The 24,542-nt window shown below is 50.6% G+C and carries 20 protein-coding genes and 2 tRNA genes; 12 read left to right on the top strand and 10 right to left on the bottom strand.

The genetic code is table 11. The features are described from left to right. Positions 1-185 precede the first annotated feature (185 nt). The gene (locus QP938_08465; GenBank protein WIO73336.1) at positions 186-2,333 is read left to right on the top strand and encodes an EAL domain-containing protein; all 2,148 of its coding nucleotides are present in this window, start codon (positions 186-188) and stop codon (positions 2,331-2,333) included. Between the two features lie 292 nt (positions 2,334-2,625). Here the strand turns inward: QP938_08465 and QP938_08460 are convergent. Both QP938_08460 and QP938_08455 read right to left on the bottom strand, forming a co-directional pair. Continuing rightward, a tRNA-Asp gene (locus QP938_08460) sits at positions 2,626-2,702 on the bottom strand. Positions 2,703-2,787: 85 nt separating this feature from the next. Next, positions 2,788-2,863 (bottom strand) — tRNA-Val (locus QP938_08455). A 181-nt stretch (positions 2,864-3,044) separates the two neighbouring features. Between QP938_08455 and QP938_08450 the strand changes: the two genes are divergently transcribed. From QP938_08450 to QP938_08415, 8 genes are all read left to right on the top strand, one after another. After that, positions 3,045-3,527, top strand: coding sequence for a cytochrome c-type biogenesis protein CcmH (locus tag QP938_08450; protein WIO73335.1), 483 nt, complete (start codon positions 3,045-3,047; stop codon positions 3,525-3,527). Then, on the top strand, positions 3,524-4,750 hold the full coding sequence (gene ccmI / locus QP938_08445) for a c-type cytochrome biogenesis protein CcmI (GenBank protein WIO73334.1): 1,227 nt from the start codon (positions 3,524-3,526) through the stop codon (positions 4,748-4,750). Before QP938_08450 ends, ccmI begins: the two co-directional genes overlap by 4 nt. A 118-nt stretch (positions 4,751-4,868) precedes the next feature. Beyond that, positions 4,869-8,372: a chromosome segregation protein SMC gene (gene smc, locus QP938_08440; protein ID WIO73333.1), complete on the top strand. Its 3,504-nt coding sequence runs from the start codon at positions 4,869-4,871 to the stop codon at positions 8,370-8,372. Positions 8,373-8,522: 150 nt separating this feature from the next. Beyond that, entirely contained in the window at positions 8,523-9,497 is a 975-nt protein-coding gene (gene zipA, locus QP938_08435) for a cell division protein ZipA (protein ID WIO73332.1), read from the top strand. After that, positions 9,497-11,566 carry an NAD-dependent DNA ligase LigA gene (gene ligA, locus QP938_08430; protein ID WIO73331.1) on the top strand — a complete coding sequence of 690 codons (2,070 nt, stop codon included), beginning with the start codon at positions 9,497-9,499 and terminating at the stop codon, positions 11,564-11,566. Before zipA ends, ligA begins: the two co-directional genes overlap by 1 nt. Next, entirely contained in the window at positions 11,563-12,003 is a 441-nt protein-coding gene (locus QP938_08425) for a hypothetical protein (protein ID WIO73330.1), read from the top strand. Before ligA ends, QP938_08425 begins: the two co-directional genes overlap by 4 nt. A 100-nt stretch (positions 12,004-12,103) precedes the next feature. Continuing rightward, complete coding sequence (locus QP938_08420; protein ID WIO73329.1) at positions 12,104-12,322, top strand: hypothetical protein; 219 nt, start codon at positions 12,104-12,106, stop codon at positions 12,320-12,322. Between the two features lie 66 nt (positions 12,323-12,388). Then, positions 12,389-13,597 carry an MFS transporter gene (locus tag QP938_08415; protein WIO73328.1) on the top strand — a complete coding sequence of 403 codons (1,209 nt, stop codon included), beginning with the start codon at positions 12,389-12,391 and terminating at the stop codon, positions 13,595-13,597. A gap of 10 nt (positions 13,598-13,607) precedes the next feature. Here QP938_08415 and rlmB read toward each other — a convergent pair whose 3' ends face one another. The 8 genes from rlmB to QP938_08375 are packed head-to-tail and all read right to left on the bottom strand — an operon-like array spanning position 13,608 to position 19,287. Beyond that, positions 13,608-14,375 (bottom strand): 23S rRNA (guanosine(2251)-2'-O)-methyltransferase RlmB, encoded by a 768-nt coding sequence (gene rlmB / locus QP938_08410; GenBank protein WIO75642.1) that lies wholly within the window; start codon positions 14,373-14,375, stop codon positions 13,608-13,610. A gap of 40 nt (positions 14,376-14,415) precedes the next feature. Further along, positions 14,416-15,309, bottom strand: coding sequence for a DUF2520 domain-containing protein (locus tag QP938_08405; GenBank protein ID WIO73327.1), 894 nt, complete (start codon positions 15,307-15,309; stop codon positions 14,416-14,418). Beyond that, positions 15,306-16,103: a hypothetical protein gene (locus QP938_08400; GenBank protein WIO73326.1), complete on the bottom strand. Its 798-nt coding sequence runs from the start codon at positions 16,101-16,103 to the stop codon at positions 15,306-15,308. Before QP938_08400 ends, QP938_08405 begins: the two co-directional genes overlap by 4 nt. A gap of 58 nt (positions 16,104-16,161) precedes the next feature. Beyond that, on the bottom strand, positions 16,162-16,914 hold the full coding sequence (locus QP938_08395) for a pyridoxine 5'-phosphate synthase (GenBank protein ID WIO73325.1): 753 nt from the start codon (positions 16,912-16,914) through the stop codon (positions 16,162-16,164). Positions 16,915-16,917: 3 nt separating this feature from the next. Beyond that, a complete protein-coding gene (locus QP938_08390; GenBank protein WIO73324.1) occupies positions 16,918-17,496 on the bottom strand; it encodes a peptidylprolyl isomerase in 579 nt (192 codons plus the stop codon). A gap of 5 nt (positions 17,497-17,501) precedes the next feature. Further along, a complete protein-coding gene (locus QP938_08385) occupies positions 17,502-18,182 on the bottom strand; it encodes a TIGR04211 family SH3 domain-containing protein (protein ID WIO73323.1) in 681 nt (226 codons plus the stop codon). 44 nt (positions 18,183-18,226) lie between these two features. Continuing rightward, positions 18,227-18,526, bottom strand: coding sequence for a YciI family protein (locus tag QP938_08380; protein WIO73322.1), 300 nt, complete (start codon positions 18,524-18,526; stop codon positions 18,227-18,229). Between the two features lie 2 nt (positions 18,527-18,528). Then, a complete protein-coding gene (locus tag QP938_08375) occupies positions 18,529-19,287 on the bottom strand; it encodes a VC0807 family protein (GenBank protein WIO73321.1) in 759 nt (252 codons plus the stop codon). 233 nt (positions 19,288-19,520) lie between these two features. Here QP938_08375 and QP938_08370 point away from each other — a divergent pair, with 233 nt between their 5' ends. Genes QP938_08370 through QP938_08360 form a run of 3 tightly spaced genes read left to right on the top strand, consistent with a single transcriptional unit; the run spans position 19,521 to position 24,501 of the window. Then, positions 19,521-21,329: a thiamine pyrophosphate-binding protein gene (locus QP938_08370; GenBank protein WIO73320.1), complete on the top strand. Its 1,809-nt coding sequence runs from the start codon at positions 19,521-19,523 to the stop codon at positions 21,327-21,329. Positions 21,330-21,351: 22 nt separating this feature from the next. Further along, entirely contained in the window at positions 21,352-22,302 is a 951-nt protein-coding gene (locus tag QP938_08365; GenBank protein WIO73319.1) for a 3-oxoacyl-[acyl-carrier-protein] synthase III C-terminal domain-containing protein, read from the top strand. 51 nt (positions 22,303-22,353) lie between these two features. Then, the gene (locus QP938_08360) at positions 22,354-24,501 is read left to right on the top strand and encodes a TonB-dependent receptor (GenBank protein WIO73318.1); all 2,148 of its coding nucleotides are present in this window, start codon (positions 22,354-22,356) and stop codon (positions 24,499-24,501) included. Positions 24,502-24,542: the final 41 nt, after the last annotated feature.

The following is a 24,542-nucleotide window of genomic DNA, read 5'->3' as shown; positions in this document are numbered from 1 at the left end:
ATGGATCGAGTGTGGGTAGGCTCTCGACTTCAGAATAATAACCAAGGTTGGGGCGGGTAAAGTGCTTCAAACCTGGGCGGTCACGATTAAAAACTATGAAAGAAGCCGCATTAGCTCTCGCTTTCCACAGCCGGGTAGCCGACAGTTTTAAGAGTCAGGGAATCTGCAGTTTCAGGTGCTTCCTGATGTTGGCAGTCATGACTCTTTTTGTATGCATATCTCCTTTGTTACTGCAGGCTGCCAGTATCTCTTTGGATGTTGATGCTGACATCGTACATACCTTGATTGCCTGGTCTGGCGTGATGGCGGTAGCTCTAACCTCAATTCTTGCGCTGACTCACTTCGGCATAGATCCCGATGACTACGTAACGCCATTAATTGGTATCGGTCTTTTGGCATTTTGTGTTGTTGAAGGCTTTGCCGTACTCCAAAACTCTATTGCAGGAAGTGATGGCCAGTTTATGGTGAATTGCTGGATGGCATGTCGGTATTTATTGCCAGCGACCCTGTTATTGATAGGGGTTCACAGTGTAGTAATGATGCTATGGGGGCAGGCTTGGTTGAGTGATCGTGAGCCTGGCTCTGTGGTCGTCATTTATATGGTGCTTCTGGCCGTTTTTTTCTCCGTACTTTCGACCATTCCCCGAATTATTTTGGCTTTGCCAGAGACATTGCAACTGATTTTCCCGTTCACTTGTTTACTGCTTTCATCCCCGTTGCTGGTTGTTACAGCTTTGCGTGCGCAGACGCAAATTTCGGCTGCAGTTGTATTGATGCTGTTGCCTTTGTTGCTTATAGAGACAAACCTTTTATTTGGGTCTGGCCAGTTATTGATTTCAGATTATTTGGTGGTCTCTGTGCTTCAGTCTGGTGCGGTACTGGTGCCGATGGCTGCACTGATTATTCAATTCATTAAAACCTATCACGCTGTTGAAGGGGCAAAACGTGAATTGGTAATTAACCAGAAAAAACTGGATGTGGCGCTGGAAACCCTGACCAGATCCAATGAGCGTTTGCGTCATGCAAACAGTCATGACCATTTGACCGGGGTCGCCAATCGCGAGTTTTTCTTTGAGGAAGCGGAAAGGGCTATTGCTCGAGCACAGAGGAACAACCACAGCGTCGGCTTTTTCTATATTGATCTCGACAAGTTCAAGCAGGTTAATGATACCTACGGGCACAGTGTTGGCGATGAAGTTCTCTGTTGCGTCACCGAGCGAATTAGAGGGGTGACACGCACAGAGGATTGCCTGGCTCGTGTGGGTGGCGATGAATTTGTGTTGATGGTTGAAAATGTTGGTCAATCTGAAGAGCTGGGCTCTGTAGCTGAGAAAATTATGGAGGTGCTGCAGCCACCGGTGCACACCAGTAAAGGCGAGCTGGATGTACCGATCAGTATTGGTATCTCTTCATTTCCCCATTCGCAGAGTGTGGCGGATCTTGTGAAATACGCCGATGTGGCGATGTACGAAGCGAAATCCAACGAAACATCCCGCTACCAGCTTTATACCCGGGAGCTCAGCATTCAGCATGCGGAAAACCTGGAGTTGCAACGTGAGTTGCCGGAGGCTTTGGGGGCGGGGGAGTTATCCCTGGTTTATCAGCCGATTTTCATTTCCGGAAGTCGTACTCCGATGGGGGTGGAAGCTCTGGTGCGATGGAATCACCCTGAAAAGGGGGCGATATCCCCAGGGAAATTTATTCCCATTGCCGAGAAAAGTACGTTTATAAATAACCTGGGTATCTGGGTGTTTGAGCAGGCTTGCCGGCAGTTAAGCGCCTGGCGCCAAAAAGGCCTGAAGCTTGCCATTGGGGTTAATGTTTCTGTCAGGCAGCTTTATACGGATACGCTGGTGCACACAATCCGCCGCTGCCTGCTTGAATACTGTATTCCGGCGGAAGATATCACCCTGGAAATCACCGAGGGGCAGCTGATCCAGGATTTGCAGGCTTGCCAGGGAACCATTCAGGCGCTGAAGCAGCTGGGTGTGACCATTGCACTGGATGATTACGGATCTGGCTTTGCCTCTATTACTCATTTGCGAAACTTGCCGATAGATTTCCTGAAAATTGATCGCAGCCTGATACGCAATGCTCCCCATAACTCGCAAAACAGGGTTCTTACCCGCACAACCATCGAGCTGGCTCACTCGTTGAATCTTCCTGTGGTAGCGGAAGGGGTTGAGGAACAAGAGGAGTTGGATTTGGTTGAGGCTTATCGTTGTGACTTTGTGCAGGGGTATTTCCTGGCAAAACCAATGGATGGTATGGCTTGTACAGAGTTTTTGATGGGGAGCAGTATTGTCAGTGAGAGTGAGGCGATAAAGGCTTGAGCTTTCTGTGGCGTCAAGGCTTGTTCCGGCACGAAATGAAGAACTCCCCAGCTTTGTTTTCAGAACCGTCGACAGCATGGATGCTGTCGTCGAGCTCACAGGGATGTGCTTGCAGCGTGTTCTGAAAACAGAGCTGGGGAGTTCTGGGTTTGAGGCACAAAACTAAAGCGTTATGCGTACAGGAAACTAGCAAGTAAACTTGGCAGTTTCGATAAATGGGTGGTGTGTGTGGAGGATTGGGACACATATACGAAAAAGGGCTATCTCCAAAGAGATAGCCCTTTTTCGTATATGGCGACCCGGAAGGGACTCGAACCCTCGACCTCCGGCGTGACAGGCCGGCATTCTAACCAACTGAACTACCGGGCCGCAGTTTTGAGTGGAGCTCGATCAGTGGCCTGTCATTCACTGATGTCTTTGCGCCAACTCTATTCAGAAGCAATGCTTCAGAAATTGGTGGGTGGTACAGGGATCGAACCTGTGACCTACGGCTTGTAAGGCCGTTGCTCTCCCAGCTGAGCTAACCACCCCTTGGGAGCTGCGTATTCTACATATCGCAGACGTCGGGTCAATCGTCTTTCGAAATTTTTTTGCAATATCTTGGTCAGGCGCAGTTTTGTGCTGATTTTTTAGTCAATAGAGGGCTAAAAGAGGAGTCTGAAAGGGAATTTGGCTATAATCCGCAGCTTATTTCCTAAGAGGTGATGGCTGGTGACAGCGTTGTTGCGAATTTTTTTGCTGGTGACAGGATTGATGGCTACTTCAGTGGCCAGCGCAGTAGAAATTCAGACATTTTCTTCTGAAGAGCTGCGTGAGCGCTATCTTGAATTGCTGGATGAATTGCGCTGCCCCCAGTGCCAGAATCAGAATCTCCACGACTCCGATTCCCCCATTGCCCAGGATCTGCGTCGTACTGTAGTGCGAATGCTGGAAGCCGGAAAAACAGATAAAGAAATCACTGACTACCTGATTGATCGCTACGGTGATTTCATCACCTATCTGCCTCGATTCAAGAAATCCACCTATCTGCTGTGGCTTTCGCCTGCAGTGTTGCTTCTTATAGCTCTTGTTGTGGTGATTCTGGTAGTTCGCCGTCAGCGCAGCCGACATAGTGATGGCCAGCTGAGCGAGCAGGAACAGCAGCGTTTGAATGCCCTCCTAAATGGCGAAACCAAGGATAACTCCCGCTCATGACAATACTCTGGTGGACTTTTGCGGCACTGATTTCAATCTCGCTGCTGTTTTTGGTTGTGCCGCTATTGTGGCGCTCTGCACAAGGCGCTGGTCTCTCCCACCACAAAGCCAACCTGAATCTGTACAGGGAGCATTTGGCAGAGCTGGAGCAGCAAGTGCAGCGTGGCGAACTGGATAACAGCCAGTTTGAGTCGCTGCAGGCCGAATTGCAGCGCAATCTATTGAAAGAGGAAAAAGGGGGCTCCGAGCTCATTGGAGTCAAAGTGGCTGGAGGCAACTGGTTGATCTGGGTGCTGGCTATTTTGCTGCCGGTGGCGGCCGTGTTGACTTACAACCAGCTGGGTGCCAGTCGTGATCTGGCCATTGTCGAAGACTTGCAGCAGGCTAATCAACTGCTCGAGGGCCAGGATGCGGAACAGCTGCCTGTGCTGCGTAAACGGATGATTGCCAATATTGACCAGCGATTGAAGCAGGATCCGGATAACTTCTATTACTGGGTGTTGAGCGCCAGACTCAGCAGTGACGAAGGTAAACTGGAAAAGTCGCTGGATGCTTACCGCAAAGCGGAAAAGCTCTCTCCCAACGACGAAACACTACTGAAAGAATACTTTGAAGTTGCTTTTCAGGTAGCGGGTGGCCTGCCAACTCCCGAGATTGTTTCTTTGCTGGAGCGTTTGGCCACGATTTCTCCCAATGATTTACAGGTATTGGTATTGAGTGGTCGGTTTGCCTTTGATGAGGGTGATTACCCGCGCGCGCTGGCTCGCTGGGAAAGGGCGCTGACCCTGTTGCCAAAAGATCATGAGCTGTCGGGCTTGATTACCAGTGGTGTTGAAACTGCTCGTGCCAAATTGGCGGAATCCGGGAAAAGTGACGTTCAGGCTACTATCAAGTTGAAGATAGTTCTGGCCAATACATTGTCCTTGAATGACGGCGATGTATTGTTTGTCATAGCCCGCCGCCCCGGTGTTACAGCCGGCCCTCCATTGGCGGTTAAAAAAGTCACCGTCGATAAATTGCCGATTGAGATTGAGCTTAATGACAGCAACCTGATGCTGCCCGGCAGTTCGCTGGGCGATATGGAATCTGTGGATATTATCGTGCGGTTATCCAGCACCGGAAGTCCGCAGGCTCAGCTTGGAGATCGCCAGGGAACCCGTGCCGGAGTAGTGATTGCCGAGGATGCGGTCACTGATATCCTGATAGATCAGCAAATTGACTGAACCTAGCGATTGCCCCTTTGGGCAGAGTGTGTAGAATCGCTCTATTGCGCCATCGGTTGGCATACCGGTGGCGGCCATAAAATAACGATGAATCCCTAAACCGGATATAGAGAACAGCATGCGGCTTAAATGTATCAAACTGGCCGGGTTTAAATCTTTTGTAGATCCCACCACCGTTAGTTTCCCCAGCAATATGTGCTCCGTTGTCGGCCCCAATGGCTGTGGTAAATCCAATGTGATTGACGCCGTTCGCTGGGTGATGGGCGAGTCCTCCGCCAAGCACCTGCGTGGCGAATCAATGACCGACGTTATCTTCAATGGATCTGGTGGGCGCAAGCCGGTAGGGCAGGCTTCTATTGAGCTGGTATTCGACAACAGTGACGGTTCACTGGGTGGTGAGTACGCTAGTTATGCGGAGATTTCTGTTAAGCGTAAAGTGACCCGCGATGGCCAGAACAGCTACTACCTGAACGGCAATAAATGCCGTCGTCGCGACATTACCGATATCTTCCTCGGCACCGGTTTGGGCCCGCGCAGCTATGCGATTATCGAACAGGGCATGATCTCCAAGCTGATCGAAGCCAAGCCCGATGAGTTGCGTGTTTACATTGAAGAAGCAGCGGGTATTTCCAAGTACAAAGAGCGTCGCCGCGACACTGAAAACCGCATGCGTCGCACCATGGAAAACCTTGAGCGACTCACCGATATTCGCGATGAGTTGGGTCGCCAGCTCAGTCGACTGGAGCGTCAGGCCAAGGCCGCCGAACAGTACGCTGAATTCAAGAAAGAAGAGCGCCTGCAGAAAGCGCAACTCAATGCGGTGCGTTGGCACAAACTGCACGAGCAGAACGAAACCCGCAAAAAGGCCATCAGCGAGTTCGAGCTGGGTGTTGAGGCAATGGTCACCGAGCGCCTGAGCTGTGACACCTCCATCGAAAAACTGCGCGGTAGCTACACCGACCTGGGCGATGCGTTTGGTGAGGTTCAGGGGCGCTACTACGGTATTGGTGCCGAAGTGGCACGTATCGAGCAGACTATTCACCACGCCGAAAGCCGTGCCCGGGAGCTGCAACAGGATCTGGAACAGACCGAGCGCAACTTTGCTGAAACCGACGAGCACCTCAGTCAGGATCGTGAGAAAGTGGTCACCTGGGAGGCGGAGCTGGAAGATATCCAGCCGCAGCTGGAAACCATTCGCCAGACCGAAGAGGTCACCGGTGCAACCTTGCAGGAAGCCGAGGAGGCCATGCACGAGTGGCAGGCTACCTGGGACGAATTCAACCAGTCTGCTGCAGCACCTCGCCAGCAGGCAGAGGTACAGCAATCCCGCATACAGCATTTGGAGCAAGTGCTGCGCCGTCTTGACGAGCGCATGGGCAAACTTCGCGACGAATCCAGCGATTTCAGTGTCAGTCCGATGCTGGAAGAGATTGAGTTGCTGAAAGAGCAGCTGCTGGAAAAAGAGACCGAGCTTGAGCAACAACAGGTTCAGGTAGACGAACTGGTCGAACAAATTGATGTCAGCCGCAGTGCCGGTAACGACAGCGTCAAAGAGCTTGACGAGGCGCGCAGCAAGCTGCAAACCATGCGCGGTCGCCACGCTTCGTTGGATGCCTTACAGCAGGCAGCGATGGCTGGCGAAGAGGGCGCCCAGCGCTGGCTGGCCAACAACGACCTGGCCGACCGCCCGCGTCTGGCGGATGATCTGCAGGTAGCAGAAGGCTGGGAAACTGCCGTCGAAACCGTGTTGGGTAGCTATCTGCAGGCAGCTTACATTGACCAGATTGACGCGGTTGCGGATCTTGCAAAAAGTTTTGATCAGGGTGAGCTGATCCTGATGGACGGCGCTGCCGCGCAAGCCAGCGATGGCGGCAAAGCCGACACCTTATTTGGCAAGGTTACCAGTGGCGAGAAAGTCGCTTCGCTGCTTTCCGGAATTTATGCCGTTGACGATCTGCCGGCAGCGCTGGCGCTGCGCGGCAAGCTTTCCGGCAGTGAGTCGGTCATTACTCGCGATGGCCTCTGGTTGGGTGCCAACTGGCTGCGAGTCAGCCGTGCAGGCGATGCCTCTGTCGGCATGCTGGCGCGCAAGCAGGAGCTGGATGAGCTGACTGCGGCAATTGCTGAGCAGGAACAGACCATTGCCGGGCTGGAAGAGCAGCGCCGTCAACACAGTGAGCAACTGGCCGATCTGGAACGTCGCCGCGAAGAGCTCAACCGTGATCGCAACGAACAGCAGCGCCAATACGGTGAGCTGCGTTCGAAACTGAGCGCCAGCGAAGTTCAGGTTGAGCAGTACACAGCCCGCCGTGAGCGCTCCGAAAGCGATCTGGCAGAAGTGCGCAATCAGCAGCAACAGGAACAAGAGCACCTTTCAGAGGCGCGTCATCTGCTGGAGCAAGCCATCGAATCGATGGAAGACGACACCAACCGCCGTGAAGAGTTGATGCGTCAGCGCGACGAACTGCGCGCCAAACTGGATCAGGCCAGACAGCAGGCCCGCCATGATCGCGATCGTCAGCACGAACTGGCAATGCGCGAGCAGTCTATTCGCACCCAGCTGCAGTCCATTCGCGAGGGCATCGGTCGACTGGAAGTACAGGCGGCCCGTTTGCAGGAGCGCCGTGAACAGTTGCTGGCAAGCTTTGAAGAGATCGATAATCCCGGCGAAGAGCTGCGTATTCAGTTGGAAGAGAAACTGGAAGAGCGCCTCAAGGTCGAGCGCGAGCTGGGTGAAGCACGTAGTAAGCTCGAAGAAGTTGAGCATGAGATGCGTGAGTACGAGCGTCGTCGCGGCGAGCTGGAGCAGCAGATTCAGGTGTTGCGCAGCAAACTGGAGCAGGAGCGATTGGCTGCTCAGGAGCTGGCGACTCGCAGCGGTACTATTCAGGAGCAGATCCTGGAGCAGGGCTTTGATATCGACGCGTTGATCGAAGGGCTTCCAGAGGGCACCGGTGAGCCGCAACTGCAGGATTCATTGCAGCGAATTGAGGCACGCATCTCCCGTCTGGGGCCGATCAACCTGGCGGCCATTGACGAGTACAAGATCGAGTCGGAACGCAAAACCTACCTGGATACCCAAAACCAGGATCTGGTGGACGCGTTGCAGGCGCTGGAAAATGCCATTCTCAAGATCGACCGGGAAACACGTACCCGCTTTAAAGAGACCTTTGATCAGGTTAACAGCGGTATTCAGGAATTGTTCCCGAAAGTGTTCGGTGGCGGTCACGCCTATCTGGAACTCACCGGCGAAGACTTGCTCGACACCGGTGTGGCTATCATGGCGCGTCCACCGGGCAAGAAAAACTCCACCATCCACCTGCTCTCCGGTGGTGAGAAGGCGCTGACGGCCATTTCGCTGGTATTCTCCATCTTCCGCCTCAACCCGGCACCGTTCTGTATGCTCGATGAGGTAGATGCACCTTTGGATGACGCCAACGTTGGCCGTTATATCCGCATGGTGAAAGAGATGTCCGAGCATGTGCAGTTCATCTATATCACACACAACAAGATTGCCATGGAGCTGGCAGACCAGCTGATGGGTGTAACCATGCACGAGCCAGGTGTATCGCGACTGGTGACCGTGGACGTCAACGAAGCAGTGGAGTTGGCGGAGGCATAAATACTGTGGTTCCCTCTATCGCTAGTGGTACAGGGAACCATGCATTACAATGTGGTCTCATAACCAGAGGGGCAGCAGTTCGGCTGTCCGGGTCTCCTTAAACAGACCCTAAAATAACAAGCAATCTTCAGCAGCAGTTGACGCAAAATCATGGAATTTGGCACACACGTAATTTTGATAGCGCTCGGCGTATTGATCATTGTCGCCATTTTATTTGACGGAGTGCGCCGCGTGCGCAGCTCCCGCCACGACCGCATTCGTATGTCCCGTCGAAAACAGCCGATTTTTGACGATGCCGACAGTGATGATTTTCCCAGTGAACTGCCCAATGGGGGTGCTCGTGTTATCGGGCGCCGTGAAGATGAGGATGTGGAAGAAGTTCACGCCGCAATTTTGCAGGCTGCCGAGAAGAAAAAACCGAAATTAAATATTCCGAGCCGCGAGGCGTTGAATTCTCAACAGCCAGCTGTAGAGCAAAGTGAAGAGCCGGAACAACAGCTGGAGCCTGAACAGGAAAATGAGGCTGTCGAGTCTGTTGCTGAGCCTCAGCAGAACAGCCTGGGTCTTGATGAGCCAGTGCCGGTGTTAATGAACACCATTGATCAGCTGGAGCCGGAATCCGAGCAGCCGGAAACACCAGTAACTTCTCCGCAGAGTCGTGACACAGCAGGGTCAGATGGCAAGATGGCCGATCCAGGTGCGGTGATTGTTATGCATCTGAGAGCCCCCCAGGACAAACCATTTTGTGGTGAGCGACTGCTGGATGGCTTGATGGCGGCCAATATGCGCTTTGGCTCAATGAAAATTTTCCATCGCCACACCGAATCAGATGGCTCCGGGCCGGTAATGTTCAGCATGGCCAACAGTGTTGAGCCGGGCACTTTTGATCTGAATACAATGGGTACTATCACCACTCCGGGCGTGAGCTTTTTTATCGCACTGGATCAGGTCAGTAACCCATCAGAGGCCTTTGGCCTGATGCTGGAGTCTATCGGCGAAGTAATGAAACGCGTTGGCGGTGAATTAAAAGACGATACTCGAAGTGCAGTAACCAAGCAGACTGTTGACCACTACTGGCAGCGGGTGCGTGAATTTGAACGCAGAGCGCTGTCTGAGAGTTACTGATGCAGCCACAGGAATTTGATTTTGGCGCTGGAGAGCAGCCGTCTGATGTGAATGCCGCCAGTGCTGAAGCTCAATCCCTGCGCGACCAGTTAAACGAGCACAACTACAGGTACTATGTGCTCGACGATCCTACCGTTCCCGATATTGAATACGACCGACTGCTACGCCGTTTGCAGGAGCTTGAGTCGCAATTTCCCGAACTGAAAACCCCGGATTCTCCAACGCAACGGGTAGGCGCTGCGCCCTTACAATCGTTTGAGAGCGTAGAGCACCTGATGCCGATGCTGTCGTTGGATAATGCATTCAGCGATGACGAGGTGCTGGAATTTAATCGCCGGGTCAGCGATCGCCTGAATTTTAAAGGTGATGTTGAGTACGCCTGTGAACCAAAGCTGGATGGCATCGCGATCAGTCTGCTGTACCGAAATGGCGTTCTTGAGCGGGGCGCAACTCGCGGGGATGGCACAACCGGTGAGGATATCTCCCAAAATGTGCGCACCATTTCTTCTATTCCGTTAAAACTCCAGGGCGATGGTCATCCGGAACTGCTGGAAGTGCGTGGCGAGATTTATATGCCTCGCGCCAGTTTTGAAGCCCTGAATGAAGCGGCCCGAAAAGCGGGTGAGAAGGTTTTTGTTAATCCGCGCAACGCTGCCTCGGGAAGCCTGCGCCAGCTGGATTCAAAAATTACAGCAAGTCGCCGCCTTGAAATGTGTGCCTATAGCGTTGGCGTTGTGGAAGGCGGTGAACTGCCGGAAACCCATATGGGAGTTTTGAAGCAGCTAAACACCTGGGGCTTTTTGATTAACCCGCTGGCGGAAGTGGTAGCCAATATTGACGGTTGTCTCGACTACTATTTACGCCTTGCTGATCAGCGTGATCAACTCAATTACGATATCGACGGCATCGTTTACAAGGTCAACGACCTCGGCTTGCAGAAGCGCCTGGGGTTTGTCGCCCGTGCGCCGCGCTGGGCTATTGCCCGAAAATTCCCGGCGCAGGAAGAGGCGACCAAATTGCTGGATGTGGAATTCCAGGTGGGGCGAACCGGAGCGGTAACCCCTGTAGCGCGTCTGGAGCCGGTTTTTGTCGGTGGTGTGACGGTGAGTAATGCGACGCTGCACAATCGTGATGAAGTCGAACGCCTTGGTTTGATGATCGGTGATACTGTAGTAATTCGACGCGCCGGGGATGTGATTCCTCAAGTGGTGAGTGTGATTCAGGAGCGTCGTTCGAGCGATGCGCGGCCAGTCGAATTTCCGGATCATTGCCCGGTTTGTGATTCTCCTGTTGAGCGCGTTCCGGGTGAAGCAGTCGCCCGCTGTAGTGGTGGTCTAATCTGCGCGGCTCAACGCAAAGAAGCCATCAAGCATTTTGCATCTCGTAAAGCGCTTGATGTGGATGGTCTTGGCGACAAACTGGTTGAACAGCTTGTTGATCGCGATATGGTGCATACGCCTGCAGATCTGTTCAGTTTGACTGTGGAGCAACTCGCCGATCTGGAGCGAATGGCCGAAAAGTCTGCCACCAAACTGGTTGAGGCGATCAAGAATAGCCGGGAAACAACACTGCCCAAATTTTTGTACGCCCTGGGTATTCGCGAAGTAGGTGAAGCCACTGCGCAAACACTCGCCATGCACTTCGGGTCGCTGGATGCTATTCGTCAGGCGGATGCGAATACTTTGCAGGAAGTGGATGATGTTGGTCCGGTAGTGGCGCACTTTATCGAAGAATTTTTTGCTGACACTCGGAATATCGAGGTAATTGACCAACTGCAGGAGACCGGTGTGCATTGGCCCGATATTACGCCTCGGGCCGAGAGTGAACTGCCTCTTGCTGGCCAGACCTGGGTGCTGACCGGCACGCTGGAGTCGATGAGTCGATCTGAAGCCAAGGAAAAGTTACAGCAATTGGGTGCTAAAGTGGCGGGCAGTGTTTCGGCCAAATCCACTTGTGTCGTTGCCGGGCCGGGTGCAGGCTCCAAGCTTACCAAGGCGCAGAACCTTGGTGTTGAGGTTATGGACGAAGCGCAATTTTTGGAATTTCTGAACGAGAAGGGGATATCATGAGCAGCGTAGATCAAGGGCAGGAGTCTGTTGTTTACGGTTGTATCAAGGATATTGCCGCCGGTGATGCCTCCCTGAGACGGCGAATAAATCGTGAGGCGATATTGGCCCTTCCGGATCAGGAAGGCTGGCCCATTCTGAGTCGGGAAATGTTTGCGGTACCGGCTCTGGAAGTAGGGGCGGGTGGTCAGCAGACCCAGGTGATGCATTTTGGCGCATCCTACCTTGGCATTGAATATGAGTGGACTCACTGGATGCAGCAGTTTGAAGAATTACTGCGTAAAATGTATTGGGTTTCAGCAACAGTGCATCTGGAAACCGAATTGTCCGGTACCCACTCGTTTATCTGGGAAGCTTCTGGCGATTACCACAGTCCCAACAGCGACGATATTCAAATTCGCTGCGAATGGACACACGAGGGCTGGTTGTCGGCGGGATAATAATCCCTCATGCCTTAATGGCGTTGTTGTTAACCCCGGTTTACCCCGGCGGCAGTTACTCTGTTAACCCGGTCATTCACTGTGACCCTGGAATAAATTAATGGCTAAACTTTTTAAAAGATCCCGCATTACCCTGATTTTGGGGATGGTGGCCGGTTTGGCTCTGGTCATTGGCGTGTTGTCTATTTTTGAAATACCGAGCGATACACTTACCGGGGTTTTGATTAGGCTGGTTGGCGGATTACTGGCGTTTGTCGTGTTGGGTTTTTTGCTGGCCAGCGCCTGGGTGGGTATAAAGCGCCTGCTTGGTCGTCGCTAAATTTCTTAATATCTTTTTAACCAGTTTTTCACACAATTTTTCATACAACTCTGGGGTGATTCTGTTTTGATAACACCTGCTGACAGTGATTCGTCGCGCCGCTTTCGGTTTTTTCTCGGAGGTGTCGGAACCGGGTCGCTGTTGGGTGGGTTGCAGGTGGTTCTTTATCCCTGGTTGGTGACCGGGGTTCTTGGCGAAAGTCCTACCCGGGTTGGTTTTGCCCAGATGATGGCGCTGCTGCCAGCACTGTTATTTATCCTGATCGGTGGGGCGGTATCGGAACGTCGTCATCCTGGCAAACTGCTACTCAGCTTGTATCTACTCTACATTCTGCCCTACGGACTACTGATGATGTTGGTGGTTCAGGGCAGTCTCAATTACGGCCTCGTGGTTCTGTTTGGATTCAGTTACGGCCTTATTACCTCGTTTGTGCAACCTGCCCGTGAATCCCTGTTGCCCCGCGTTGCCAGTGAGCAGCTACAGCAAGCGGTGGCCCGCTCCAGCCTGGTACAGTTTGCCTGCCAGAGTGTCGGTATTCTGTTTGCCGGGCGTATGGATCAATTTGGCTTAATGGCATTGCTCAGTTGTCAGTTGATATTGGCATTGGCGACGGGTTATCTGTTGCTACGCAGTTATCCGGCCAGTCAGATGTTGGAGACGAGCGCTGAACCGGGAGAACGCAGCCGCATTCGAGACGGATTGGCGCTGGTGTGGCGTGATTCCCGTCTTCGTCATTTGACCGGACTGGTAGCAGCTACCGGCTTTCTTGGGTTGGGTGTCTATCTGGTTGCAATGCCTCTTCTTGCCCGTGAGGTGTACCAGGGCAATGCCGGTTTCTATGCGTTCCTGCAGCTTACATTCACTATCGGGGTAATAATCGCCAATATACTGGTAATTAGGGGTGTTGGCGGGCATTGGGCTCCGGGGCGTTTGATGCTGATCAGTTTGCTGATACGCGGATTTCTTTTGGCAATTATTGCCACAGCATTGCCTTTGTGGGCGCTATTTCCAGCAGTGTTGCTGTGGGGTGTCCTGTCGGGCTGGTCAATGGTGTTAGGTCGAACCATGACTCACGAAATGTCGCCCCGTTCCCATCGTGGCAGGGTGGTATCGGTATATCAGTTGGCGCTATTTGGCGGAGCACCTGTTGGCGCCTGGGTATGTGGTCAGGTGGTGCACTGGATAGACTTATTGCCCGCTATTGCCCTGTTTGGTGGGTTGACGGTGATCACCGCGCTGTGGATGTTGTGGCGTAGCGAGTTGCGCAACGTTTAACTGATATTCTTCAGCTATTTTTAAACGCTACCAATGCAGCGGTTACTGCCACATTAAGAGATTCCACGCCATTGTGCATCGGAATTTTGACCTGCACATCGCTGCGTTCCATTACCGATTTTGATACACCTTCGGTCTCGTTCCCCAACACATAAATTACTGAGCCTTCGGGTTGAAACTCATTGAGGCTCTGTTTGCTGTGGGATGACAGGGTGCAAACCTGTGCGCCGGTGGATTGCATGGCATTAAGTGCTTCGCTTAGGGTGGAGCAGCGAATGATCGGGCAATTAAACAGGGTGCCGGCACTGGCCTTGATCACCAGTGGGGAAATATCTGCGCTGCCTTTTTGCGGAAGCAGCAGGCCGTCACAGCCACTGGCGGCCACAGAGCGAATGATCATGCCGAGATTCTGCGGATTGGTTATGCCATCCAGGGCAATCAAGGAGTATGGTTTATTGCCTTTTTCAGATAGAAAATCCTGAAAATGCTGGTAGTTGTTGAGCTGCAGGTCGGCAGCAACGCCCTGGTCCTGTTTGCTGTTGCGGGATATGCGCGACAGGGCCTTGCGGTCGTGGTACTGAACCTCAATCCCTTTCCTGCCGGCGAGCTTGAGAATGTCGTCCATGATTCCTCCAGCGCGATTCGACTCTGCCAGATGCAGTCGATAAACGCTGATTGCAGGATTCTGGAGAGCCTCTAATACCGGTTTACGGCCATAGATGGTAAGCAGGCTGTCAAAAAAGCGCTTGCGGGCCTGGTATTCGGGGCTATCGGACATGGTGGACATGGCTGACATTATAAGTTCTCTGCAGGGTGAATCAGGATTTGGGCGGCGATGATAACAGTTCTGCCAGTTGTGTCAGAGCCAATTTACTGGCAGCACCCTGTATTTCGGCCAGTGGCAGGGTGTGTTCACCCAGCAGGCGATAGAGTGAGTCAAACTCAGGGGACTGGCTCGCAATGGCTTTGAGGTGTTGTTCAATAGTGCCAACATCGCCTCGGGCAATCGGGCCGGTCAGGGCATCGACACTGTCTTTTTGGCAAGTATTGCTGGCTGTCTGCAACACGATTGGCTCTAACATTTCCAGTGCCTGTTTTCGTTGCATCCCTGCTTTTTCAAGCATGGATGCAGCGGTGTGCAGTAGTGTTACCAGATAATTGGAAGCTACCGCAGTAGCCGCGTGGTAAAGCGGTTTATTTTCACTACTGAGGCTAAACGTGCGGGCGCCGACTTTTTCAAACAGGGGAATCAAAATATCCTGTGCGGATTGATCTCCTTCAACGGCGCAAAAAGTGCCTTTAAAAGTACCTAATGACCTCTGTGGATCGGCAAAGCTGTGTATCGGGTGTGCACTCGCTATTTTTGCGCCAGCGTTACCCAATGGTGCCAGAATCGATGAAGGCAGCGCGCCACTGCAATGAAAAACCACATTGCCTTTAGTTACCACAGCCGCGTCGGCCAACTGTTGGGCTGCATTGGCAATCTCACTATCGGGCGTCGCAATCAGCCATATATCCGCTTTTGGCAGCTCCTGAATGGATTGAGCATACGTCCCTGAGCCAACAAACCCTATTGCCTGCTGCGCAGACTCCATATGGCGCGTGACAATACCGCCAATTTCAACCCCGCCATTATCCAACCACAGTTTGGCGAGAGTGCGCCCGAGTTTGCCACAGCCAATGAGATTTAGGCTCAATTTGGGTTTCATCATTCAGGTTTCTTAATAGTTGGAGGGGTGCCAACTAGATAGGTGATCGGGTTAGGCAGTAAACCACCTTTTTTTATTCCAATCTTCCATTCGTGATTATTGTTTTCAAGGGCATCAACCAATTTTTGAAGTTCTCTTGGAGAGTAAGTTCTGATGCATGAGACGAGGCCATCAAACATTGCAATTAATGGAAGGATGGGAATCAGGTAGGTAAACAGTAAGTTGGACCACCGGAATGGCTTGGTGAAAGGAATAACCAGCAGTGTCATGATGGGTGCAAACAGCATCATAAATATAGATAGAAAGCTTCTTTGGGTAAATTCGAAGATAGCAATACCTTGGTTTTTATTCACTGCGTCCTGAAGGATCTGTTGGCATTGCTCCGGTCGAAAATGGTGGAACGAGGTAAACAGGGTGCGGAAACCGTTTAAGTTCTCGGGCATTTGGGTGGCATCACAGCTTTCTTGATGGATGATTGCGTTATCTCCCCATCGTTCGTGAATACTTTCAAGGGCTTCTAGATTTGGGTATTTATCAGTTAGGTGCAATTTGATTGGCACTTTTCTGTGTTGGTTGAGTTGCGGCAACATACTTAACCATGGGCCACCGCCACCAGAACAAAGATCTATGATCTGGTCTGCTTTTGAATCCTGAATGGCACTGTTTAATATAGGGGTAATTGGCTGATAAAACTTGCCCACATTCAGATAGAAGCGCAGCAAGTCAGTAATGCCATAGCGAAGAACTTTTGGACACCAAGATTGATCTTCAATCTCCAGCAAGTGAACTCTATCCATATTGATTACCACTTAATTTATTAGAAGTTGTTATTGTCGTTATAAAATTTTTTGACGGTTACGTGTTTAGAAGGTCTTTATATGCCTTTACCGCCACACTGAAGCCCATCGACAGGGCGTCAACAGTCATAGCGTGACCGATAGAGACTTCCAAAAGCCCGGGAATTTGAGCGAACTTGCCAAGGTTGTCGAGGTTTAGATCATGGCCTGCGTTGACACCAAGGCCAATACTTGTGGCAAATTGTGCTGCTTCAAAATGCTGCTGGTAAATGCCATCCAGTTTGTCAGTACCCCATGCAGCAGCGTAGGGACCGGTATAGAGTTCGATGCGGTCTGCGCCGACCTGTTTGGCCAGTTCAATCTGTTCGATATCCGGATCCATAAACAAGCTGACACGAATGCCGAGTTTTTTCAGCCGGTCGATAATCGGCTTCAGTTTGTCGCCAGACTGTTTTAAATCAAAGCCGTGATCCGAAGTCAGTTGCTCGTCCGTGTCGGGAACCAGAGTGGCCTGATGGGGGAGGGTTTTTTCCACCAGTGCCATAAAGCCGGGGTAACTACCCATGTGTCCGGCGAACGGATTTCCTTCAATATTAAACTCAAGGGAAGGGTGTTTTTTCATCAATTCGGCCAGCTGATAGACATCATCCGGGCGAATGTGGCGTTGGTCTGGCCTCGGGTGAACTGTAATGCCATCAGCACCAGCATCGATACAGATTTCGGCGTGGGTGACCACACTTGGATAGTTGCCCTCGCGGGAGTTGCGAATCAGGGCGACTTTGTTCAGGTTTACGCTTAATGCAGTAGTCATTTTTTATTCCTTTACCGAAACCCGTTGAATTTGAATAATCTCTATCGGAGCGTCGGTTAGAGATTTATTGACCTGATGGGTTGGGACTTTGCCAATTTGATCGGCAATATCCATACCTTTGATTACGACTCCAAATACGGTATATCCCGGTTGCTCTTCGCTGTAGTCAAGGTGAGGGTTGTCCCTCAAGTTAATATAGAACTGGGCCTGCGCACTGTCAGGGTCATCATTGCGAGCCATAGCTACAGAGCCACGCCGATTTTTCAGTCCGTTATTTGACTCATTTACCACCGGGTCAAATTTCGGCTCCTTGCGACCGTAATCAAAGCAGTATGAACCTGTCTGGATCATGAAGCCGTCAATCACCCTGTGAAAAATCAGCCCGTCGTAATGGTAGGCCTTTGCATAGGCAAGATAGTTTTTTACTGTTTCCGGAGCGGCTTTCGGGTTTAACTCAATCACTATTTCACCCAGGTCAGTATGCAAAGTGACTTGAGGTTCATTGCTGGCGTCTTCCGCAAATACTCTTGTGGATAAGGCCACCATCAATGTCAAAATCAGTTTGACTACCCGAAAGCGCATGTGCATTAGCCCCATTCAGTATAGCGACGCTTGGGTCTCAGGCGTGGTACGACAATCGCCAGCAGTACACCCAACAGCACGGCCAGGGAGCCATACATAAACCAGGTGAATCTTTCATCACTTTTAAGTTGGTCATTGGCGGCGGTTAATCGATTCACTTCGCCTTGCAGGAGTTTATTTTCTTTGGCCAATTCCATGTTTTGCTCATGGATATTTACTGCATCAGATGAGATCTGTTTTATCTCGGTCAACTCCTGGCGAACAGTGCCATTTTCTTCGGTAAGCTGGTTCAGTTGTTGTTGAAGCTCAGTAACTTCAGCCTCTTTTACCGAGAGTGATTGGTTAAGTTCTGAAGCTTTGGTCTTCAGGTTGGCAACTTCTTTTTCAACATTGCCAATGCGCATGCGAGCAACCTGTTGTTGTACCAGGTACTGACTCGGCAGCCAGCCTTCGAGATCGTTACCAGTTGTAACGTGACTCCAGCCATCCTCATTTTCTTCAATTACATTCAGCTTGGTCCCTGCTGGTAAACCGAAATGAATAATCTTACCTCTGTTGCTTGGAGTGGTGCGCAGAGGTACACGCAGTTCGTCAGAGATATAGCGAACCTCTTGTGCAAAAGCGAATTCAGTAATGGAAAGTTGGCTGGCTACAACCAGCAGAAGGCTAACAATGGTTTTTTTCATGTGTCTCTCTATCTGCACGTTTAAACTGGTAAAACAGTGGTTCGTTATGGAAGTACTTTTTTGAACGGCTTAACAATAACGTTTTGGTAAACACCCGCTTCAATATAGGGGTCAGCATCTGCCCACCCTTGGGCTTCTTCCAGGGAGGCAAACTCTGCCACTACCAGGCTGCCGGTGAAACCAGCTTCGCCCGGATCATTGCTGTCTATGGCGGGGTGGGGGCCGGCAATAAGTAGTCGGCCTTCATTCTTTAGTGCTTCCAAACGCTCAAGGTGGGCAGGGCGTGCTGCCAGACGTTGCTGCAAGCTGTTTTCTTTGTCCTGGCTGATAATGGCGTACCACATAATTATTTCCCTGTCGTCGAGTGATCAGTAGAGGGTGAGTCAGGAGATGGCTTTTCTTCTATGTTCATGATTTTTTCCAGCGGCAAGCCAGTAAGCTGGGTAATGCCTCTGAACAGATAGAACAGGGCGCTCATCATGACAATTGTGACTGGCAATGCGATAACCGGAAATGAGAGGGCATTCATCTTGCCCAGCTGTTCATTAAATTCAGGAGTGCCGGTTTCGGCAACAATAATCCATTCTGCCAGCCCGTAGTTGAGAACTGCTGAAAGCAGCATGGCCCCGGCAAGCATGTAGCTGGCAACGTCCAGGCGGCGCTCAAAGGCCTGTTCAGCATGATGCTCTTTCAATGCCTGGTTCACACGTTCAAGGTTGATGATTTGTTCATGAAACAGAAAGGTTTTGACCAAGGGGTATTTGGTGCGCATGGAGATGAGTACCGCAAGCCCTATAAGGCCGGGAATGGCTGCTTCCTTAATGGCAATGATCTCTGCGGGTAGTTTAAGCAGCCCGACACCGCCATTGATCAGAACGCCCAACACCCCGAGAATGGAGAAGTAGTTTACTTTACCTGCCTTGAGCAGGTCGCGAAGACCAAAAATCAATGGAAAAGATAGTGCGACGACCAGCGCCCACTGTACTCCCAGCCACTCATCGCCACTCAGCTTGGTGAGGATCAGGGTGGGAATGATGATGTTGAATGCCAGGTTGGCGAGTAAGCTATGATGCTGTGATTTAGCTGGGGTTTTTACGGATGACATGAATAAGCGCAGCCACTACTAGTAAGAATATTGTCGGAGTGGCTATTGTATCCGCTTGCCCTGTATAGTCGAGTATCAATATGGGGTGTTGAGAGCTATGACAAAATTGCCTAGTCCCTAAGTATGAAATTGTTGTACATGCTGGCAAAATAGGCTGATAATGAACGAAATACAACCAATTGTTAAAAAAGGTGCGCCAATTGGTTGAAAAATAAAACAATTTGGGGATATGGATGGATCTTGCGGATTTAAACTTTCACCGCCAAAAGAAGGCTCTGGAGAGTCCGGAGCTTGGTGATCTTTTGATGATGTATCTCGAGCAGCTCGGTGTTGAGTATGTGTTCGGGATTCCCGGTGGTGCAATCGAGCCCATGTACAACGCCCTTGCCAGGAGTGAGCGCAAAGGTACGATTCGATCAATAGTGGCGAGACACGAAACTGGCGCCGCCTTTATGGCAGAGGGCTATACACGGATCAGTGGCAAACTCGGCGTCTGTTGCGCAACCACAGGACCGGGAGCGACCAATCTGATCACCGGTGTGGCTTCCGCCTACGAAAACAATGTCCCAATGCTGGTAATTACCGCCCAGACGGCTCTTTCCACGTTTGGGCGAGGTGCTTTCCAGGAGTCCTCCTGTACAGGCGTTAATACGGTCGGCTTATTTAGCCACTGCACACGCTACAATTCGCTGGTTTCCCATGTGGACCAGTTTGAGCATAAGCTCGCTGCTGCAATTATGACGGCTTTCCAGTCACCTGCGGGGCCGGTACATCTCAGTGTTCCTCTCGATGTGATGCGCTCCATAAGCCCGGTGAAATCCCCCAGTTTTGACATGAGTCGCCTGTTGGCACGGCCTTCATATATAGATGATGAGGCTGTTAATGAACTTTACGAACAGCTGATCAAGGCACAAAAGCCAATATTTCTTATTGGCGAAGAGGCGGGTGAAGCTATCGGAAGTGTTTTGACTCTGGCAATGAAGTTGAATGCCCAGATTTTGACAACTCCTCACGGAAAGGGGCTTGTCAGCCCATACCATCCGCTCTTCAGGGGGGTTGTTGGTTTTGCTGGGCATTACAGTGCAAGGCAGGTGTTGCAGGATCCCGAGGTTGATCTGGTGGTGGCACTTGGTACCAGTCTCAGCGAATGGGCCTCAGGTGGTTGGGATACGGTGTCTCTGTTGAATAATCGCCTGGTTCATGTTGAATCGGTTGAGAGTAATTTGACTCATTCCCCCATGGCGAAGCTGCATGTGCGTGGGCGCTTATCAACAGTGTTTGATCGCATATTAACCAATCTGGAGAAGTCTGCTCGCATTTCCTTGATTGAAGGGAGTTGCAGTGAGGGTGTTGAAACTCCTGTTGAGTCTCCCGAGCTGAAGCGTCATTTTACAGTTCTGGAGCCGGATAAAATCACTTCTAACGCGACCCCAATAAAGCCTCAACGCTTGATGGAGGAATTGCCAAAGTTGTTTCCGCCCCATACACGTTATTTAGCCGATACAGGGGCCAGTTTTGCCTGGGCTACACACTATCTGCACCCGTTTGACCGTCGTATCGCGGGTAAACGTGATGCCAAGGGAGGCTTGTTTAGGGCCTGCCTGGAGTTTGCTTCCATGGGATGGGCTATTGGCAGTGCTGTCGGTGTGGCGTTGGCTGAGCCTGGTACCCCGGTGGTTTGCTTGACCGGGGATGGCAGTATGTTGATGAGTGGCCAGGAAATTACGGTGGCGATTCAGGAGCAGCTGCCCGTTATATATATTATTTTGAACGATTCGGGATACGGCATGGTCCGCCATGGCCAGCGACTGACAGGAGCTGAGCAAATTGGTGTGGATTTGCCGGTAGTGGACTTTGCTGCCATGGCCAAAGCTATGGGTGTCGAAAGTTATGTGATTGAATCGCCAGAAGAATTGATGAAAATTGACGGCCGAGCACTGGGGCGGCGTTCTGGACCTACGCTTTTGGATGTAAGAATAGATCCAGCCGAGGTACCACCTATTGGTATGCGTACAGACGCCTTAAAAAGTGATGCCAACTAATAATTAAAAGTGGGGATAAACGATGGCCCGGATAGAAGCCACCGGTAGTTATTTACCTGAGAAAGTTGTAAGTAATGATGCTTTCGACAAGGATTCCGCGATATTTGAATCTATCGCGGAATTTTTGGATGGATACGAACAAAGACGACATGCTGCTCCAGGAGAAAGCGGTTTATCCATGGCTGTCGCCGCTGCAAAAAATGCTTTTGAGAGCAGTCAGTACACCCCGGACGATATAGACGGAATTATCGGCGTTGTGGTCCCGAACGAATATCTTTATGGTGAAGATCTCAACCTGCTTCAGCATGAAATTGGTGCTGTTAATGCGTCTGTTCTGCCAATCAATACAACATGCTCAACATTCCTGTCAGCGCTCAATCTCGCGGACTCGCTTATAGCATCAGGGAAGAAATCGCGGATATTGATAGTTGTTGCTGTGAACTGGGTAAATAATATCCTAGATGTATCAAAACCTAACTATGGCTTTGCCGGCGATGGTGCTGCTGCTGTAATTGTTGATGATAAATCACAATCCTTGATTGATGTTTGTGAAGTCAATAATTCCATTCCGCCTGTCTTTACTTCCATGGTAATGAAAAATCCCGTACTTTCTGGCCAGAAAGAGTATTTCCAGATAAGTGAGCCAGAGGGAGTTTCAACTGCAAAAGATTTGATCCTTGGCCCAATAAAAGTTGGCAAAAAACTGCTGGCACGAAACCCGGATATCAGGATTGATAAAGTTTTCATGCATCAATCTGGTGAAAAAATGATGTCCATGTGGATGGATAAATTGGGGCTGCCAATGTCAATCGTGCGGCATACATTACCTCTGTATGCCAATATGACAATGGCAAATATACCAGTCTCATTAGACTACTGGGTGAAAAGGCGCGAGTTGAAGCGAGGGGAAACCGTGTTGTTTTTCTCCCCTGCTGCGGGTGGTCACTATATTTCCATGTTGTGGAAATACTAACGTAATTAACTGATTTAATAACAAATATTTGAAATCTGAATGGGGGTTGGTATGAGATGCCTGTCATTGAGTAGCCTGCTTTTGATAACAAGTTTTAATGCATTTGCAGATGAGGAAGAGGATTTACTCTCGGTTTTTGGTGATGAAGAGCTGGTGAGTATTGCCACGGGTTATAAAAAGCCTATTTCTAAAGCACCAGCGGTAGCATCGGTAATTACATCTGATGACATTAAAAAGTTGGGGGCGACAGATTTGGATCAGGTGTTGGAGACGGTGCCTGGCTTGCATGTCGCTATCAATCCTATAAGTTATGGTCCAATTTATACTTTTCGTGGAATTTACTCGGATTTTAATCCCCAGGTGTTGATGTTGGTGAATGGTGTGCCTATTACCAATATTTACCTTGGTAATCGAAGCTTGGTATGGGGCGGCATGCCAGTTGAAGCAATTTCCCGTATTGAGATTATTCGAGGCCCAGGGTCGGCCGTGTACGGTGCTGATGCATTCGCGGGCGTAATCAATGTCATTACTAAAGATGGTAAAGAGATGAATGGCCTTAACTCAGGTGTTCGCTATGGTAGCTTTAACACCGTGCAGGGTTGGGCCCAGTATGGTGGGGAGACTGATAACTTCACATATGGCTTTTCCCTGGAGTACGAGGATACGGATGGTCAGGACGAAATCATAGCAAGTGATCTGCAGAGCTTTTTTGACTCACTGACCGGTACTTCTACAAGTTATGCGCCGGGAGGTGTAAATACTGGCCGCGAATCCTACGAGCTACGGGCGGATGTAGCGTCCGGCTTCTGGCGCATTCAGTCAGGACTTCAGCATAGGGAGATTCAAAGTGGTGCAGGAGCAGCACAGATTCTAGACCCCAATAATATCTCGCAGAGTGATCGGTTTAATACGTCGGTATCCTATATCAATGACCAGCTGGCGGAAGGTGCACTGACATTTTCTGTTGTTGGCAGCTATCTTTCTACCACCCAGGAGATGAAAGAGGATCTGGTTTTATTCCCACCCGGGAGTACAGGGCCAAATTTTGACCCCATTACAAATGTGCCACTATTTGTAGATGGTAGCGGCAATATCATGACATACCCGGATGGTATGATCGGAAATCCCGAAGTGTATGAAAAACACTATCGACTTGATGTTTCAGCTTTATATAGCGGTGTACCAGGTAATGAAATTCGAACCGGTTTTGGATACTATCGTGGTGACCAATATCGTGTTAAAGACGAGAGGAATTTTGGAATAAATCCACAAACCGGTCTTCCAATTCTTCCGGGAGATCCTCTGATTGATGTCTCTGATACTCCTTACAGCTTTATTACAGAAGGCGATCGTACAAATTATTATGGCTTTATTCAGGACGCCTGGCAGATGTTCAACGATTGGGAGCTGACAGCCGGTATTCGTGTGGATGACTACTCCGATTTTGGTACGACGATTAACCCGCGTATGGCAGTGGTCTGGTCCACAAGCCAGACACTGACCAGCAAGCTTCTTTTCGGTAAAGCATTTCGAGCACCATCCTTTGCTGAAATGCGTAACCAGAATAACCCGGCAGTTCTAGGGAATCCTGACTTGGAGCCCGAGGAAATTAAAAGTTACGAGATGGCTTTTGACTATAGGCCAGCCCATAACTTGAATCTGAAATTGAACCTGTTTTATTACGAATGGAGTGACATTATCTCTTTTGTTGCCGACACGACCGGGACAACTCGCACCGCCCAGAATGCTGGAGAGCAAACGGGCCATGGTTTTGAGTTGGAAGGGGTCTGGAAAGCCTCAGAAGTGCTCTCTTTCTCAGGTAACTATGCAAGTGTTGATAGTACCGATAAGCAAAGTGATTCAGATTCTGCGAATTCTCCTGGAAGCCAGCTCTATTTGCGCGCCGATATGCAGCTTTCGGAAAACTGGAGTTTTAACCTGCAATCTAATTGGGTGAGGGATCGTAATCGAATGGTTTTCGATATGCGCCCTGAAGTCGATGATTACATCACTCTTGACTCTTCTTTACGATTTAAGACAAATGATAACAAATGGCAGGTTGCCCTGATTTCCAAAAATTTGCTGGATGAAGAGATATATGAGCCATCTCCTGCCGGGGTGCCGGTTCCGTCTATCCCGGGTGACTTGCCTATGGCGGGTAGATCAGTTATGGCTGAAATTCGCATGCGACTGCAATAAGTCGGGTTTGAAAGTATCTATTGTGGTGCAGGCGAAAAATG

Source organism: Porticoccaceae bacterium LTM1, assembly GCA_030252795.1.
Lineage (GTDB): Bacteria > Pseudomonadota > Gammaproteobacteria > Pseudomonadales > Porticoccaceae > SCSIO-12696.
The sequence above is the reverse complement of the archived record's forward strand: the minus strand, read 5'-3'. Positions and strand labels throughout refer to the sequence as shown.

Bases quoted from the DNA above. Each gene is read 5' to 3' on its own strand.
- QP938_08390 (WIO73324.1), bottom strand. From the start codon at position 17,496: ATGCGCTTTCGGGTAGTCAAACTGATTTTGACATTGATGGTGGCCTTA.
- QP938_08395 (WIO73325.1), bottom strand. From the start codon at position 16,914: ATGACTACTGCATTAAGCGTAAACCTGAACAAAGTCGCCCTGATTCGC.
- QP938_08405 (WIO73327.1), bottom strand. From the start codon at position 15,309: ATGATGAAACCCAAATTGAGCCTAAATCTCATTGGCTGTGGCAAACTC.
- QP938_08375 (WIO73321.1), bottom strand. From the start codon at position 19,287: ATGTCATCCGTAAAAACCCCAGCTAAATCACAGCATCATAGCTTACTC.
- zipA (WIO73332.1), top strand. From the start codon at position 8,523: ATGGAATTTGGCACACACGTAATTTTGATAGCGCTCGGCGTATTGATC.
- QP938_08425 (WIO73330.1), top strand. From the start codon at position 11,563: ATGAGCAGCGTAGATCAAGGGCAGGAGTCTGTTGTTTACGGTTGTATC.
- QP938_08380 (WIO73322.1), bottom strand. From the start codon at position 18,526: ATGTGGTACGCCATTATCAGCCAGGACAAAGAAAACAGCTTGCAGCAA.
- QP938_08360 (WIO73318.1), top strand. From the start codon at position 22,354: ATGAGATGCCTGTCATTGAGTAGCCTGCTTTTGATAACAAGTTTTAAT.
- QP938_08370 (WIO73320.1), top strand. From the start codon at position 19,521: ATGGATCTTGCGGATTTAAACTTTCACCGCCAAAAGAAGGCTCTGGAG.
- QP938_08420 (WIO73329.1), top strand. From the start codon at position 12,104: ATGGCTAAACTTTTTAAAAGATCCCGCATTACCCTGATTTTGGGGATG.
- QP938_08365 (WIO73319.1), top strand. From the start codon at position 21,352: ATGGCCCGGATAGAAGCCACCGGTAGTTATTTACCTGAGAAAGTTGTA.
- QP938_08385 (WIO73323.1), bottom strand. From the start codon at position 18,182: ATGAAAAAAACCATTGTTAGCCTTCTGCTGGTTGTAGCCAGCCAACTT.
- QP938_08465 (WIO73336.1), top strand. From the start codon at position 186: ATGTTGGCAGTCATGACTCTTTTTGTATGCATATCTCCTTTGTTACTG.
- ligA (WIO73331.1), top strand. From the start codon at position 9,497: ATGCAGCCACAGGAATTTGATTTTGGCGCTGGAGAGCAGCCGTCTGAT.
- smc (WIO73333.1), top strand. From the start codon at position 4,869: ATGCGGCTTAAATGTATCAAACTGGCCGGGTTTAAATCTTTTGTAGAT.
- ccmI (WIO73334.1), top strand. From the start codon at position 3,524: ATGACAATACTCTGGTGGACTTTTGCGGCACTGATTTCAATCTCGCTG.
- QP938_08400 (WIO73326.1), bottom strand. From the start codon at position 16,103: ATGGATAGAGTTCACTTGCTGGAGATTGAAGATCAATCTTGGTGTCCA.
- rlmB (WIO75642.1), bottom strand. From the start codon at position 14,375: ATGTCCGATAGCCCCGAATACCAGGCCCGCAAGCGCTTTTTTGACAGC.